General features: G+C 63.0%; 12 protein-coding genes. 6 read left to right on the top strand and 6 right to left on the bottom strand.

From position 1 onward, the window contains the following. Positions 1-92 precede the first annotated feature (92 nt). From AAGS40_RS24730 to AAGS40_RS24740, 3 genes are all read right to left on the bottom strand, one after another. Complete coding sequence (locus AAGS40_RS24730) at positions 93-1,541, bottom strand: aldehyde dehydrogenase family protein (protein ID WP_345817090.1); 1,449 nt, start codon at positions 1,539-1,541, stop codon at positions 93-95. A gap of 2 nt (positions 1,542-1,543) precedes the next feature. Beyond that, positions 1,544-2,650, bottom strand: coding sequence for a tartrate dehydrogenase (locus tag AAGS40_RS24735; protein ID WP_345817091.1), 1,107 nt, complete (start codon positions 2,648-2,650; stop codon positions 1,544-1,546). A gap of 299 nt (positions 2,651-2,949) precedes the next feature. Then, the gene (locus AAGS40_RS24740; RefSeq protein WP_345817092.1) at positions 2,950-3,924 is read right to left on the bottom strand and encodes a LysR family transcriptional regulator; all 975 of its coding nucleotides are present in this window, start codon (positions 3,922-3,924) and stop codon (positions 2,950-2,952) included. A gap of 304 nt (positions 3,925-4,228) precedes the next feature. Here AAGS40_RS24740 and AAGS40_RS24745 point away from each other — a divergent pair, with 304 nt between their 5' ends. Further along, on the top strand, positions 4,229-5,539 hold the full coding sequence (locus AAGS40_RS24745; protein ID WP_345817584.1) for an MFS transporter: 1,311 nt from the start codon (positions 4,229-4,231) through the stop codon (positions 5,537-5,539). Between the two features lie 72 nt (positions 5,540-5,611). Then, a complete protein-coding gene (locus AAGS40_RS24750) occupies positions 5,612-6,496 on the top strand; it encodes an NAD(P)-dependent oxidoreductase (RefSeq protein ID WP_345817093.1) in 885 nt (294 codons plus the stop codon). 128 nt (positions 6,497-6,624) lie between these two features. Here AAGS40_RS24750 and AAGS40_RS24755 read toward each other — a convergent pair whose 3' ends face one another. The 3 genes from AAGS40_RS24755 to AAGS40_RS24765 are packed head-to-tail and all read right to left on the bottom strand — an operon-like array spanning position 6,625 to position 9,990. Then, the gene (locus AAGS40_RS24755; RefSeq protein ID WP_345817094.1) at positions 6,625-8,001 is read right to left on the bottom strand and encodes a hypothetical protein; all 1,377 of its coding nucleotides are present in this window, start codon (positions 7,999-8,001) and stop codon (positions 6,625-6,627) included. A 56-nt stretch (positions 8,002-8,057) separates the two neighbouring features. Continuing rightward, entirely contained in the window at positions 8,058-8,942 is an 885-nt protein-coding gene (locus AAGS40_RS24760; RefSeq protein WP_345817095.1) for a nucleotidyl transferase AbiEii/AbiGii toxin family protein, read from the bottom strand. After that, positions 8,911-9,990 carry a type IV toxin-antitoxin system AbiEi family antitoxin gene (locus AAGS40_RS24765; protein ID WP_345817096.1) on the bottom strand — a complete coding sequence of 360 codons (1,080 nt, stop codon included), beginning with the start codon at positions 9,988-9,990 and terminating at the stop codon, positions 8,911-8,913. Before AAGS40_RS24765 ends, AAGS40_RS24760 begins: the two co-directional genes overlap by 32 nt. Positions 9,991-10,521: 531 nt before the next feature. Between AAGS40_RS24765 and AAGS40_RS24770 the strand changes: the two genes are divergently transcribed. The 4 genes from AAGS40_RS24770 to AAGS40_RS24785 are packed head-to-tail and all read left to right on the top strand — an operon-like array spanning position 10,522 to position 14,976. Further along, positions 10,522-11,430, top strand: a complete 909-nt coding sequence (locus AAGS40_RS24770; protein WP_345817097.1) for a DUF3034 family protein — start codon at positions 10,522-10,524, stop codon at positions 11,428-11,430. 2 nt (positions 11,431-11,432) lie between these two features. Further along, the gene (locus AAGS40_RS24775; RefSeq protein ID WP_345817098.1) at positions 11,433-11,873 is read left to right on the top strand and encodes a group 1 truncated hemoglobin; all 441 of its coding nucleotides are present in this window, start codon (positions 11,433-11,435) and stop codon (positions 11,871-11,873) included. A 48-nt stretch (positions 11,874-11,921) separates the two neighbouring features. After that, positions 11,922-12,545 (top strand): methylamine utilization protein, encoded by a 624-nt coding sequence (locus AAGS40_RS24780; RefSeq protein ID WP_345817099.1) that lies wholly within the window; start codon positions 11,922-11,924, stop codon positions 12,543-12,545. Positions 12,546-12,552: 7 nt separating this feature from the next. Next, positions 12,553-14,976 (top strand): EAL domain-containing protein, encoded by a 2,424-nt coding sequence (locus tag AAGS40_RS24785; protein ID WP_345817100.1) that lies wholly within the window; start codon positions 12,553-12,555, stop codon positions 14,974-14,976. Positions 14,977-14,995: the final 19 nt, after the last annotated feature.

The raw sequence follows: 14,995 nt of genomic DNA on the forward strand, positions 1-14,995 counted from the left end.
GAGCATTGTGCTGCACAAGGTCCGTGGTGGACGCGGCAGTGCACATCAACTGCGCCGGGCGACTCACTTTGTGGTCGCCCGAACGTCGCGCGTTAGCCGTGCCGGATCGCCACGGTTTTCAGGCTGGTAAATCCCAGCAGCGCCTCGAAACCTTTTTCGCGCCCGTGTCCGCTCGCCTTTACGCCGCCGAACGGCAACTCGACGCCACCGCCCGCGCCGTAGTTGTTAATGAAAACCTGTCCGGCCTGCAGTTTGCGCGCAAGCCTTAGTCCACGGGATGCGTCCTGCGTCCAGACGCCGGCTACCAGTCCGTATTCGGTGCCGTTGGCAAGCTTCACCGCGTCGGCTTCGGTATCGAACGGCATGGCGGCCAGCACGGGACCGAACACTTCCTCCTGCGCGAGCCGGCTGTGCGGCGGCACGTCTCGAAACAGCACGGCAGGATGATAAAAGCCTCCGCGCGATGCCTCGACCGCAATCGTCCCGCGCGCAGCCACGCGCAATCCTTCTGCTTCCGCCGATTCGACGAAGGCCCGTACGCGCGCCTGCTGCTTCGCATTGACGAGCGGACCCATATCCAGATCCATCGCGGGCGGACCGGCCCGCAGGCTGGCAAAACGCTCGCTCAGCCGTTCGATCACCGTCTCGTAGATGCCGCGCTGGACGAGCAGGCGGCTGCCCGCCGAGCAGGTTTGTCCGGCGTTCTGAATGATGGCGTTGAGAATGACCGGCAACGCTTCGTCGAGATCGGCGTCGTCGAAAACCAGTTGGGGCGACTTGCCGCCCAGTTCGAGCACGGCGGGGCAGTGACGCTCCGCTACGGCGCGCGCGACCTGCGCGCCTGTCACCGTCGATCCGGTAAAGGAGATGTGGCGGATGCCCTTGTGCGCCGATAGTGCCGCGCCTGCCTCGCCGCCCAGCCCGGTCACCACGTTCAGGGCGCCAGACGGCAAGCCGGTTTCGGCGGCGATTTCGGCAAGGCGAAGAATCGAGAGGCTGGCGTCTTCGGCGGGCTTCACCACACATGCGTTACCCGCAGCCAGCGACGCGCCGACGCTGCGCCCGAAAATCTGCATCGGGTAATTCCACGGAATGATATGGCCGGTGACGCCGATCGGTTCGCGCACGGTCAGCACGGTGAAGCCGGTCGTGTAAGGCAGTGTCTCGCCGTGCAGCTTGTCCACGCAGCCGGCGTAGTAGCGCAGATAGCGGGCGAGCACGGCGGCATCGGTGCGCGCAGTTTTCAGCGCCTTGCCAGTATCCCTTGCTTCGAGTTGCGCGAGTTCGTCGCCATGCTTGAGCACCGCGGCGGCGAAGTCGAACAGAAGGTTGCTGCGGTCCACGGGAGACAGGCGGGCCCACGGCCCGTCGACAGCTTCACCCAGAGCGGCTTGCGCTGCCGCGACGGCACGGTCGATGTCGCTGGCGTTGCCCCGTGCAATGGCCGCAAACGGCTCGCCCGTGCTGGGGTCGATGACGTCGACGAACGCGCCGCCGTCCGGTGCGACGTGAGCATTGGCGATGTAGTGGCGGTATTCCATGCTTACTCCTGATTCAATGCGGCCTGGCCGATCGCCTCCGCGATGGCCGAGCCGAGTTGCACTGTGGTGGCGGCGCCGCCCATGTCGGGCGTGCGCGGCCCCGTTTCGAGGACGGTTTCAATCGCCTTGACGATCGCCGCCGCGGCTTTTTCGTAGCGAGCTTCTCCGCGTCCGAGATGTTGGAGCATCAGCGCAGCCGACCAGATCTGGCCGATCGGATTGGCGATGCCGCGCCCCGCGATATCCGGCGCCGAGCCATGCACGGGTTCGAATAGCGAAGGAAAGCGCCGCTCCGGATTCAGATTGGCCGAAGGCGCAATGCCGATGGTGCCGGTACACGCCGGCCCCAGGTCAGACAGGATATCGCCGAACAGATTGGAGGCCACGACCACGTCGAAGCGGTCGGGATGCTGGACGAAATGCGCGCACAGGATGTCGATATGAAACTTGCGCGTTTCGATGTCCGGGTAACGCTTCGACGCTTCGGCGAGCCGCTCGTCCCAGTAAGGCATGGTGATCGAAATGCCGTTGGACTTGGTGGCGGCCGTCAGCTGTTTGCGCGGCCGGCTGCGCGCCAGTTCGAATGCGTAATTGAGAATGCGGTCCACACCGGTGCGCGTGAACACGGATTCCTGAATGGCAAACTCGCGCTCCGTGCCGGCAAACATGCGTCCACCGACAGAGGAATATTCGCCTTCGGTGTTCTCACGCACGACGAGGAAATCGATGTCGCCGGCTTGGCGGCCGGCGAGCGGCGCGGGAATGCCGGGCATCAACCGGACCGGGCGCAGGTTCACATACTGGTCGAACTCGCGGCGAATCCTGATTACCGATTCCCACACGGCTGTGTGGTCGGGCACCACGTCGGGCGTGCCCACCGCGCCGAAGAAAATGGCGTCGTGCTGTCCGACCTGCCGGTTCCAGTCGGCCGGCATCATGGTGCCGTGGCGCAGATAGTGCTCGGTGCACCAGTCGCCGAATTCGTCGAACGTCAGCCGGATGTCGAAGCGGTCTGCCACGGCGCGCAGCACCCGCAGCCCTTCGGGCATCACTTCCTTGCCGATGCCGTCGCCTGCGATAACGGCAATCTTGTGAACGGAATTCGCCATGGGTTCAGTCTCCTTTTGGGGTTTGCGCCGGCGCGCCGGCCGCCGGATTGCCAGCCCGCCGGGGCGCCGGCCGCCGGCTCGCCATCAAGTCTGCGAAGCCGAAGCCCGTTGCGATGCGCGGGCGACGCTGCGGCCCGCACGGACGTGGGACGGCTGGATAGCGGTTGAGTGTCGAGGCAATCTACCGGAGCAGTTCAGACGGAGGAAGTGCGAATGCCGGAACCGTGCCTTCGAATAACTGCAAGCAGCGACACCCGCGTTGCCGTGCGATCAATGCGACCGGCGGCTGCGCGCGTCGATCAGCGGCATGACGTGGACGTCTCCCCACATGCCGGTGCAGCATCGGACGGCCTCGCGGTATTGGACACATTGAACGTCATCGACGCGAGCGGGGTGGTCGCGAACGAACTGAGGTAATCGAACAGCGTGCGGGTCGGCAATGGCGCGGCGCCGGCGCGCATGGCGACCGACATCACACGCTCGGCCCACGGGTTGCTCAGGCGTACGAACCGCAGACGCATCGGTTCGAGGAACATGCCGATTGCGCCTTCGGGCAGCACGCCGATGCCCTGGCCGGTCGCGATCAGCCGGCACATTGCCTCGAAGCTCTGAACCTGAATGCGAAAGCGGATTGACTTCCCGAGGGTAGCGGCCGCTTTCACCAGTGAGCGCGTGATTTCCGACTTGTCGTCGAGCGCGACCAAGTCGTGATCGAGCAACGCCGCGAAGTCGACCTCGGGCCCGCGCAGGCTATGATCGCGCGGCACCAGCACGCTGATGCGGTCGCGGCAGTATGGCGCAAGCCGGATTCCTTCGATGGCCGTCTGCGTCGTTACCACGCCGATATCGGCGCGCCCGTCGCGCAACGCTGCGATGATGTCCGGGCTGCGCAATTCGTTGATATGCAGGCTGATGTCGCTATAGCGTTGCGAAAACGCGCGCAGATGATCCGGCAGATGCTGCGCGATGGCCGAGATGTTCGCGTAGACGCGCACGCGGCCTACCGCGCCTCGTGCGTAGTCGGAAAGCTCGCTGTAGATCGCATCGGTACGCACGAGCAGGTCGTTCGCATGGCGCGCCAGCGCCTCGCCGGCGGGTGTCGGTTCGACGCCCGAAGAGGTGCGGTTCAGGAGCGCGACCCGGAAATGATGCTCGAGCAACGCGATACGACGGCTCGCCGTCGAAAGCGACATGTGCGATTGCTCGGCAGCGCGCGACAGACTGCCCGTTTCGACGGCCCGTGCAAACAGAGCGAGTGACGTCAGATCGAACACTCTGCAACGCTCCCACATGGTTAATCTCGTGCAGTATGTCATTGAAGACTGCAGCCATTGGCGGGCAACGGATACAGACTTACCCTGATTGATGCGGATGATGCAGCGCACAACCGCGATGCGTGAATCGAAGCGGGGCCGGTGCGCAGTCGCGGCAGCGTGGCAGGGTGGCGGCCCTTTCGAGTTCTTCGAAGCAGTGCTTTGAAGATTTCGCATAGGCTGCCGGGTCGACTGGCGCTAGATTCAGGCTCTGGTCAGAACCATAAAATCTATCCTGGAGACGGACGTGGAACTCAAGGGAACCCTGACGCCAGGCGGCGTGCCGCCGCTGGCCGCCACGCGCGATACCGCGATCGAGAACCGGATCTTTCGCCGGCTTTCGTTCCAGATCCTGCCCATTCTGATGTTCGCGTACGTGACGTCGTATATCGATCGCGTCAATGTCAGTTTTGCGAAGTTGCAGATGGCCCAGCAACTCGGTTTTTCCGACGCCGTGTTCGGGTTCGGTGCCGGCATTTTCTTTCTCGGCTACGTGGTCTTCGAGGTTCCGAGCAACATGGTCCTGCAGCGCGTCGGCGCGCGGCGCTGGATCACGCGCATCGTCATCACGTGGGGGATCGTGTCCGGGCTCACGGCTTTCGTGTCGACGCCCATGCAGTTCTACGTCATGCGTTGCCTGCTCGGCGTAGCCGAGGCGGGTTTCATTCCGGCCATCGTGTTCTATATCCGGCAGTCGTTCCCGCGCCATCACCGCGCCCGGGTGCTCTCCATGTTCTACGCGGCGCTCGCGCTCGCCGGGCTGATCGGCTCGCCGCTCACCGGCTTCATCATGCAGTTCTTCGACGGCGCGCTGCGGCTGCCTGGCTGGAAGTGGATTTTCATACTCGAAGCGCTGCCGGCGTTTCTTGCGGCTCTTTACACGTGGAAAGGGCTCGATGACGACGTGGCCCGCAGCCCGCGCTACAGCGAGGCCGACCGCGCGTGGCTCAGTCAGGCGCTGGCCGAGGATCGCGCGGCGACCGCCACGGTCGATCACAAAGGCCTGTTATCGAGCGGGCTGGTCTGGGCGTTCTGCCTGATTTATTTTCTCGACGTGTTCGGTATCTACGGCTACACCTTCTGGGCGCCGACCATGATCAAATCGATGGGCATCAGGAGCGATCTGCTGATTGGCGTCCTGGCGGCGTTGCCCAATGCGGCGGCGGTCGTGGTAATGGTCATGTTTGGCCGAAGCGCGGACCGGCGCGGCGAGCGCCGCCTGCACGCGGCTGCCTTGCTGCTGATGGGCGCAGTGGGCTTGACGCTGTCGGTGCTCTGGCACGACAGTCTCTGGCTCGGCATCTTTGCGCTGTGCATTGCCAACGCCGGCTTGCTGTCGCTGCCACCGCTCTTCTGGAGCATGCCGACCGCCGTGCTCGGTGAGCGCTCGGCGGCCATCGGTATTGCGTGGATCAGTGCATTCGGCAATCTGGGCGGCTTTTTCGGCCCGTACGTGGTCGGCTACACGAAGCAGCTGTCAGGCGGCATGACCGTGCCTATTTTCACGATGGTCGCGTGCCTCGTCCTCGGCATGCTGCTGACACTGGCGCTGCCCAGACGGCTCGTGAATCGCTAGGCGGCGGCCTTTGGCATTCTCGTGCCGCAGCAAATCCCGCACACTCTTACGACTTTCTTGAATGAGATTTCCATGAAACAGCGAATCGGCATGATCGGCGTTGGACTGATGGGACACGGCATCGCGCGAAATATCGTCAGGCACGGCTATCCGCTCACCGTGGTCGATCATCCGGGCAACCAGCCGCTCGACGAACTGGTGGCCGGCGGTGCGACCTCGGTCGGCACGGGCGAGGTCCTTGCCCGTGAGGCCGACGTGATCATCCTGTGTGTGACCGGTTCGCCGCAGGTCGAAGCGGTGCTGACCGGTGCCGATGGCGTGCTCGCCGGGCTGCGGCCGGGCACCGTCGTGATCGACTGCTCGACGGCCGTGCCGGGTTCCACGCTGCGCATGGCTGCACTCGTAGTGGAGGCGGGCGGGCGTTTCGTCGATGCGCCGATGACGCGCAGCGTGAAGGAAGCGCACGAGGGGCGTCTGAACCTGCTGGTCGGCGCCGACGAAGCAACGTTCGACGAGATCCGGCCCCTGCTCGCTTGCTTCGCGGAGAACATCACACGGGTTGGCGGCACGGGCGCGGGTCATACGATGAAACTGCTGCACAACTACGTGTCGCTTGGCTCCGTCGCGCTGATCTCGGAGGCCGCCGCGTGCGCGAAACGATCGGGCGTCGACCTCGATGTCTTCGTCGACGTGCTGGCCAAAGGCGGCGGAGGCGGTGCTGCGCTGGAGCGGGTCAAACCTTTCCTGCAGAGTGGCGAAACATCCGGCCTGACGTTTCACATGTCCAACGCGCTGAAAGACCTCAGCTACTACGTCGATATGACGAAGGAGGCGTCCTGCGCGCATCCCATTGCGGACGCCGTGCGCTCGACGTATTCGAAAGCGGTTGAACTGGGCGGCCCGCAGAATCCTGTGCTGCGCCTGTCGGACCTGATGGCGGACGACGCGTTTCTCTGAGCGCCGCAGCGCAGTTCAGGAATGCGTCGATAAAGGGCGTGGACGCGAGCGCTCGGCGCATCCCGCGTTGCCGTCATTGCGCGCGTTGCGCAATGACGGTTTCACAGCGATTACAACAGCAATCCAGGTTAAAGCGAAACGATCTGCTGAAGGAGTTCCAACGCTTTCATTTCGTCGAGGCGACCTGTGCGGGCTTTGCCCGCGAGCGTCTTTATCAATGCTTCTGCGATCGGCTCAATTCCGATCAGATCGTCCAGACTCGTCGGGGACGCAGCGATGCGCGGCGCCGCGGCCACCTCTGCTGCGGCGGGTGAATCGACCTGTTGCTGGGCGGCTGGGAAAGCACTGGTCGCTTCAATCGTCCGCTGAATGTCCGGTTCCTGGGCAACGGGAATGGCAGGCTCGTGCGCGTTTGCGTCCGCTGGCGCTTGCGATCCCGTAATCGACTCCGACTCCGTGGTCGCCTCCGTATAGTCCGGCTCGACGTGCTGCATGGGTCGCTCGGTCGCTCTCTCGCGCTTCTTGCCCGCCGTTTTCCGCGCGACGGGTTCGTTCGCGTCAATCGCTGCAGGCAGTCGCTGATGTTCAGACGCGGGCTGGCCCGACAGTGGGTCGAGCAGATCAAGTACCCGTTTCGGGACGTCCGTGACCGAGCGGGGTACATCGAGCCACGCGGCCGGCAATCCGAGGCGTTCGGTGAACCGGTTTGCCTCGGCGTCGTCCATGCGTTTCTGTCCATATAAACGATTGGCGAGGTTCGAGTCGCTCATTTCTATCACCGCGGCCAGACGCGCCTTCGATCCTTTGCGCGACGTGAGAATTTGCAGGTTCGCGCGTCGGATGTTCTCCAGCGTTGCGACGTCGTTGAGCGGCAGCGATTGTTGAGTGGCTGCCTTCGAAGTCGTTTTCGGTTTTGCCGGCGCCGGTTTCGTTGAGGCAACCATATCGCCTCTGCTGCTTGTACGGTTGCTCTTTGCGGCGGCTTTCAATGAGCCACCCTCGGTCCGCTTTGACATGTCTGATTCCCTGGACGGTCGATCGATGGAAATGATTTGACTTTGCGCGGCAGGCGTTCCTTCCGGTCTCTGCTCGTACGCAGATTCCGGCTCCGCATTTGCGCGAATGAAGTCGAGTGGCGCCCGAAGCCGATTGATGATGTCGGACGAAAGGGCAGGATTAGGTTGATCGAGGAACCCGTCTGGAAGTCCAAGCGTCGTTTCGATGTGGAAGGCCGTCTCAGGAGTGAATCGCTCACCGTTGATCAATTCGTTGACGCGCTTCAGATTCGAGTCGAGCCCGAGCGCGATGTTCTCCGCGCCCACCTTGTCGACCAGAAATCGGAATGAACGCGTTTTGAAAATGGATGCCGTCTGAGCCGCTTCCTGAGGGGGCGGCGGTTTGCCGTATGGTTTGTTCTTTCGGTGGGACGTCGTTTTGGAAGGTTGGCGCTGTTGACGCGGGCCCTTGTCCCGCGATCCCGAATATCGCCCGCGTGCCTGGCTCATAAAAGTGGGCTCTCCCCGGTTAGATCACAATCAATGCGGGCATTATAAGCGAGGGCCTAGCCGAGAAAGCCGGCGCGAAAGGCCGCCAGCAACACGTCGGAACCATCGGCGAAATCTTCGAACATCTGCGCGGCGGCGCGCGCCAGCATGTCGCGCCTGAGCGTGTCGTATGTTCTGTCATCTGCCAGAAGCGGGATGACAGCGGCCAGCGTTTCAGGCCGCGCAATGGCCCTTGCGTCGCGGCCGAGAAGCGCGCTTGCCGCGAGGTCAACGTCGAAGTCGTAGGTCTCGAGCAGGTCGCCGGCAACCGTCCAGATCCGTTCGCCATTGCCCGCTTTGAGGTAATTGCGAAGAAGGAGCAGGAGATCGAACGCGTCTTTATTCGCACGCAGGCGGCGGTCATGCCACGCAAGCATTTTGAGGATGGCCAATGCCGGTAATGCCACGACCGGCACGACCACCCCCTCGCCGACATCGATCCGGATCGCTGTGTCGACCGCTTCACGAAAGCCCAGCACATTCATGATGAAGTCGCCCTTCGGCGGCCATGCGATTTCGCCTTCTGGTGCCTCGACACCGCCGAAGGGGACGAGGTCGAGCGGCACGGGCGGTCCGACGTCCGGATCTTCGAAGGTCATCGCGTGCTGGTCGCGGCTGCTGGGCGTGAAGTAGCCCGTTGCCCGCAGCAGTTCCACCAGCGCCGCGTGCGCGTCCCAGTTCACCACGCTGATGGCCACGTCGACGTCGAAAGTTCGTCGTTCCGCCTGGATTCCATAGACATGCCACAACGTCAGATCGCGGGCAGTGGCGCCGGCGACCACGAAGTCGGTCTGGAGCTGCCCGGCAGCCGCCCGCACGTGTCGCAGCAGCATGCGCGTCTCGGGCCGCAGCGGGCGTTCGTTGCTGACTTCAAGACTGGAGGGGGGCGACGTGTTCGTCATAAATCTGCTGCGCGATGGAAAGGTTTCGGCTGTCGCCCGTAGCGACGAGGTCCGCGTAGATTAACAACGGATGGACGAGTGGAAGCTGATCCGGGGGTGTGCCAGTGTAGATGGCCGCGCGTGGCCAGAATGCGTCGAGCACTTCTACGTCGCCGCGCTCGTCCGGGCGCAGGCGGGCGGCGAGCATGAACTGCGCGGGCAGCGGGCCCTGGGTGTAGACCGTTGTCTTCGACGCCTGGAGCAGATGCGTCAGCGCCTGAGCCGCCGCTTCGCCACCGAGCCGCAGATCGAGGGCCTTGGCGAACGGCGCAAAGTCAAAACTTTGCCACCAGTCCGGCGAGGCGCTGGCGAATCGGCGCGAAGCCAGTTTGTGCCGCAACTGCGACGGGTACAGGTTGACCCATTCACTCACGAAGCGCTTCCAGTCCGGGACGATCCGCACGCCGCTTTTCTTTTCTGCGACGAGGCCGCGTGCGATGAGGTCGTCCACGGCCTTGTTCACGGTGTTCAGCGCGACGCCGGACACTCCCGCAATACTGCGGTAGGGCTGTGCGATCAGTCCGGGGGTTGTTGCGATCGCGTACATCACCCGCAGCCCCTTGGGCGTCGTGGACCGGGCGCTTCCCGGCGGAACAACCGGCGCGGGCCTCGGGCGGCCGGTAATCATGACCGTTGCCTCGGGGACGTCGAGATAGGCATTGCCGGCGGTGTCGAGAAACGGAATCCCGTTTGCGATCAGGTCGAGCGCAAGCTCGGGCGAAACAAAACGCGTGACCTGGACCACAGGCGGGTTTGCGCGCTGCGACGAACGTGTGCGACGTGTCGCGACGGCGGCCGCCTCGCCGATGCGCTCCTTCAGGGCGCATGGCAGCACGAACCGTTTTCCGCTCACGTCGAACCGGATCTCGCCGCCAGCGACCGGGCGATCCGAACTGGCGCGGGCCATGACCGGCTTCGCCTTGAAGCGGCCAGACGCGCGCTGGAACGCCGCGCAGGCTTCGTCGAGCAGCCGCTGCTCTGATAAGGCGATTGCCGGTCTGGTGGCCATCCACTGCTCCTTGTACGCTCTGACTGCAGTGTACGCTAATAACGTACAGGGTACAAAAAACGTACACGCGCGCACCGGGCAAGCCTGCTTCATCCCTGTGCCGCCGTTGTGCAATCCGCGTCACCCGCCATTCTTCACCCGTGATCCGGCGCGCACGGATGCACATCGTCAACTGTCCTCCACGCACATCCGTTCCGTCAGGGTTTGTACTTATTCTGACCACACCCAATTGTTCCGCGAAGGCCCACCCGCGGATAACCCCCCATAAGAGGAGACCATCCCACGCCTTCAGGCCATACCGGACTGGCGAAAAGTTGACCGCAAAGGTAGTGCATGCACCCCCTTCAAATTTGTCTGTCCGCTTGCTCAAGTATGCATTCTGTATGCCGTTATGAAAAAGGTGCGCCGTTGCTCCGCTGAGCGATCTGTCAATCAGCGACCCGATGCTGCCCGAGTCAAGCGAACGACGCGCCGCCTGTCGCGCTCCGCGCTTCTGCGCATCGCGTCCTTACTCACTTTCGACGACACGACATGCGTTGCAGACACTCCGCCATTCCGCTCGCCTCAGCGGCCTTCGCAGCACTCGCATTTCACTCTCACGCGGTTCGGGCCGATGAGCCCGCCGCGCCGCTCGTGCCGACCACATCCGGCAAGCTGCTGCTGACCGGTGGCGTCTCCGAAATCGAGGGCGCAGCCGGCGGAGGTCTTACGCCGTGGGCGGTGATCGGCGGCTACGGGACCGCATCGCAACTTGGCGCCAATGCGCATGCCACGTATGTGCATACGCAGGATTTTGCGCTGACGACATACGGCGCCGCTGTCGGAGTCGCTAATCGCGTTGAATTGTCGGTCGCGCGCCAGGAATTCAACACCCGCGACGCCGGCGCCCAACTCGGCCTCGGGTCGGGCTTCCGGTTCAACATGGACACGCTCGGCGTGAAAGTGCGGCTGTTCGGCGACGCCGTGCTCGATCAGGACACGTGGGTGCCGCAAGTTGCGGCGGGCGTCCAGTTCAAACACAACGAACAGGGCGACGTGGTGAGAGCCGTCGGCGCGACCAGCAATTCAGGCACGGACTTATATCTCTCCGCGACGAAACTGCTGCTCGCGCAGAGCCTGTTGCTCAACGCAACCCTGCGCTTCACGAAAGCCAACCAGTTCGGCTTGCTGGGCTTCGGCGGTGACCGGTCGAACAGTTACCGGCCGGAATTCGAAACGTCGGTTGCCTATCTGCTTTCGCGCTATGTCGCCGTCGGCGCCGAATATCGCACCAAGCCCAACAACCTAGCTTTCGCGCGCGAGCAGAATGCGTACGACGCGTTCGTCGCATGGGCGCCGACCAAGCACGTGTCGCTGACGCTCGCCTACGTCTCGCTCGGCGACATCGCCACGATTCGCAATCAGCGCGGCGCCTACGCTTCCTTGCAGGTGGGATTCTGATCGTGAACATCAAGATACTGATTCATCGCGTCGCGTCTTTTTCCATTGCACTAGGCGTGCTGCTGTCGCCCATGGCGCGGGCCGACGATTCGCTGTATAAGGCGTTCGGAGAGCAACCGGGCCTCGTCAGGATCATCGACGATTTCTACGATCTGCTGCTCGTCGATCCGCGCACGAAGCCCTACTTCGAGGGCGCGCCGATCAAACGCATCAAGCAGAAACTCGCCGAGCAGTTCTGCGTGCTGCTGGACGGCCCTTGCGTGTACACCGGCCGTACGATGAAGCGCGCGCACGAAGGTCAGAACATCGACCGCGCCGCGTTCAATGCGCTCGTGGAAGATCTGCAAACGGCCATGGACCGCAACGGCGTGCCGTTTCGCGATCAGAACAGGCTGCTCGCGAAATTGGCTCCCATGTATCGCGATGTGCAGGACCGCGAATGAACGAGCGCCGCTGCCAATCATCCTGCCCGCTATGGGGACTCAACATCAATGCATTCAGATAACTGGACGTTTGGCCGGCAAGCCTGGCTCAGTATGGCGGCGTGCTGGATCGCCTTGCACGCGTCGGCGGCCGGCGCGGCGAGTCTCCAGGTGGCTGTCGTCGATCAGAACGGCGCACCTGTAGCCGACGCGGTGGTCTATGCTGCACCCGTCAGCGGCAAGCTGCCGCCAGCGAAGCCTGCTGGCGCGATCGTCGATCAGATCAAGCGGCAATTCGTGCCGCTGGTATCGGTCGTCCAGTCGGGCACGGCCATCTCGTTTCCGAACAAGGACAATTTCGAGCACGACGTGTACTCGTTTTCGCCCGCGAAAAAGTTCGAGTTGCACCTTTATCACGGCGTGCCCGCGAGTCCGGTCGTGTTCGACAAACCGGGCCTCGTGGTCATGGGCTGCAATATCCACGACTCGATGGTTGCGTATGTGATGGTGGTCGACACGCCGTGGTTCGCAAAAACCGACGCGAGCGGCCGCGCCTTGATCGACAATCTGCCGGCGGACAATTACAGGGTGACGGCCTGGCATTATCGCCTCGCCGACGCGAACAATCTGCCCATGCAGAAATTGCCGTCCGGTGCGAAGGCCTCGTTCACGCTGAACCTGTCGGCTCAATAAACGCGCCATGCGATTCCATAGCCTGCGCGCCCAGATTGCGATTGTTGTCGTGCTGCTGATGCTGGCCGCGCAACTCGCGGGCTTTGGTGTGATCAGCACGGTCATCCGCACGAATGCGCGCAGCAATGCCGATAAAGAACTCGTGGTGGCTGAGCGCGTCTTCCGGCAAGTGCTGCGCTCGAATGGCGAGAAGCTGACTCAGGCCGCCGTTGTCGTGGCCGCGGACTTCGGCTTTCGCGAGGCGGTTGCCACGCATGACAAAAACACTGTCGTATCGGCACTGCGCAATCATGGTGAACGCATCGACGCCGACGTGGTGATGCTTGCCGATCTCGACGGCAAACTGGTCGCGGACAGCCGTGGCACGTCGCACGCCGGAGCGCCGTTTCCGCTGAGCAGTCTGATTCGCGCGGCCGCAGGGCGAGGCGATTCGTCGTCGATCGTAACGGTGGACGGCAAGCTGTATCAGGTTGTCGCCGTGCCGGTCAAAGCGCCTGTCACCATTGCCTGGGTTGCAATGGGCTTTCTGATCGACGACGACGTGGCGAAGGAAATGGCGAGCCTCACGTCACTTAACGTGTCGTTTCTCGATCGCCGCGCCGACGGGCGCTGGAGTGTGCTGGCCAGCTCCCTGCACGACGGTGAGCACGCGCGCGCGGGCATCGCGGATATTGCCGACACCAATTACGCAACGCGCGTCGTGCTATTGCAGTCGAGCGGCGAGCCGACCGCCGTGATGCTGCAACGCTCGTTGCGCGAAGCCATGGCGCCGTTTCACCAGTTGCAGACCGCGTTGCTCGTCATCACCGCGGTGGGTGTGCTGCTGTCGATGATTGGCAGCGTGCTCACCGCGCGCAGCGTAACGCGGCCCGTCGACGCGCTCACACGCTTCTCGCGCCGCATCGGGCAGGGCGAGTACAACGAACCGATCAAGATTTCGCGTCAGGACGAACTTGGGGAACTGGCGAAGGCGTTCAATCACATGCAGGCCGCGATCTCCGAGCGCGAGCGCCGCATTGTCGAACTCGCCTATCTGGACAGGCTGACAGGACTCGCGAATCGCGCGATGTTCAACGACCGGTTGCAGACCGCCATCGCTGACTCGCAAACCGATAGCCGCAAGCCCGCGAACGCGTTCAGCGTGATGATGATGGACCTCGACCGCTTCAAGCTGGTCAACGACACACTCGGTCATCCGATCGGCGATCTGGTGCTATGCGAAGTCGCGACTCGTTTGCGAACCGCGCTGCGCGGCACCGATCTCGTCGCGCGGCTGGGCGGCGATGAATTCGCCGTGCTGTTGCCGGGCGACACGAGTGAGGACGCGCAACGTGTCGCGACCCATCTTCTGAAGACACTCGAGCAGCCGATCATGATCGAGGAGCAGCTGGTCGACGTAGGTGCGAGCATCGGCATCGTCGCGTTCCCGCAGCATGGCACCGACATGAATGTGCTGATGCGCTGCGCCGATATCGCGATGTATGTGGCCAAGCGCTCGAACACCGGCTACGCACTCTACGACGAGAAACACAATCAGCACAGCGCGGAACGCCTTTCGCTGATGAGCGAGTTGCGCCAGGCCGTCGAGCATGACCAGCTGACGCTCTACTATCAGCCGAAGCTCGATCTGGCGACAGGCAGCGTAAAGTATGTGGAAGCGCTGGTGCGCTGGGACCATCCGACAAGAGGGTTTGTCTCGCCCGACCAGTTCATTCCGTTCGCAGAACAGACCGGCTATATCAAGGTGATTTCGCAGTGGGTCGCCAACAAGGCACTCGGTCAGTGCGCCATGTGGCAGGCGGCAGGCGTCGACCTCGCCGTGTCGGTCAACGTGTCGGCACGCGAACTGATCCTGTCCACGCTGCCCGACATGTTCAGCGCGTTGCTCGCGAAACACGCGGTTACGCCTGACATGTTATGGATCGAGATTACCGAAAGCGCCATCATGGACGACCCGAACCACGCGATCGAAACACTTGATCGCCTGCATGCACGGGGTATCCGTCTCGCCGTCGACGACTTCGGCACCGGTTATTCGTCGCTGTCCTATCTGAAGCGAATGCCCATTGACGAACTGAAGATCGACAAGTCGTTCGTGATGGGGATGACGCAACACAAGGACGACGAAACCATCGTGCGCTCGACCATCGACCTCGCGCACAACATGGGCCTGAAAGTGGTGGCCGAGGGCGTCGAGAACGAAGAGATACTCACGCGTCTGCGCGAATTGCGCTGCGATCTTGTCCAGGGCTACCACCTGACACGTCCGTTGCCCCCGAAGGAACTGGAGATATGGCTGATCGACTGGGCGATCGCGCAGTCCAACGACAAGGAACTGGCACCCGCCGGTCTCACTGCTCCCCCTCTGTCAACCGAGGCCTGCAGCCTCCACGCGCCGGATGAAACAGATCGTGCCCCGGGTGCTGCGTGAAGGTTTCGTTGAACCGGTC

Origin of the sequence: Paraburkholderia sp. PREW-6R (assembly GCF_039621805.1) — a bacterium.
Classification (GTDB): domain Bacteria; phylum Pseudomonadota; class Gammaproteobacteria; order Burkholderiales; family Burkholderiaceae; genus Paraburkholderia.

What these genes read in the sequence shown, in the direction of transcription:
- AAGS40_RS24765 (WP_345817096.1), bottom strand. Translation starts at nt 9,990, where the DNA reads ATGGCCACCAGACCGGCAATCGCCTTATCAGAGCAGCGGCTGCTCGAC.
- AAGS40_RS24760 (WP_345817095.1), bottom strand. Translation starts at nt 8,942, where the DNA reads ATGACGAACACGTCGCCCCCCTCCAGTCTTGAAGTCAGCAACGAACGC.
- AAGS40_RS24750 (WP_345817093.1), top strand. Translation starts at nt 5,612, where the DNA reads ATGAAACAGCGAATCGGCATGATCGGCGTTGGACTGATGGGACACGGC.
- AAGS40_RS24755 (WP_345817094.1), bottom strand. Translation starts at nt 8,001, where the DNA reads ATGAGCCAGGCACGCGGGCGATATTCGGGATCGCGGGACAAGGGCCCG.
- AAGS40_RS24735 (WP_345817091.1), bottom strand. Translation starts at nt 2,650, where the DNA reads ATGGCGAATTCCGTTCACAAGATTGCCGTTATCGCAGGCGACGGCATC.
- AAGS40_RS24780 (WP_345817099.1), top strand. Translation starts at nt 11,922, where the DNA reads ATGCATTCAGATAACTGGACGTTTGGCCGGCAAGCCTGGCTCAGTATG.
- AAGS40_RS24770 (WP_345817097.1), top strand. Translation starts at nt 10,522, where the DNA reads ATGCGTTGCAGACACTCCGCCATTCCGCTCGCCTCAGCGGCCTTCGCA.
- AAGS40_RS24785 (WP_345817100.1), top strand. Translation starts at nt 12,553, where the DNA reads ATGCGATTCCATAGCCTGCGCGCCCAGATTGCGATTGTTGTCGTGCTG.
- AAGS40_RS24730 (WP_345817090.1), bottom strand. Translation starts at nt 1,541, where the DNA reads ATGGAATACCGCCACTACATCGCCAATGCTCACGTCGCACCGGACGGC.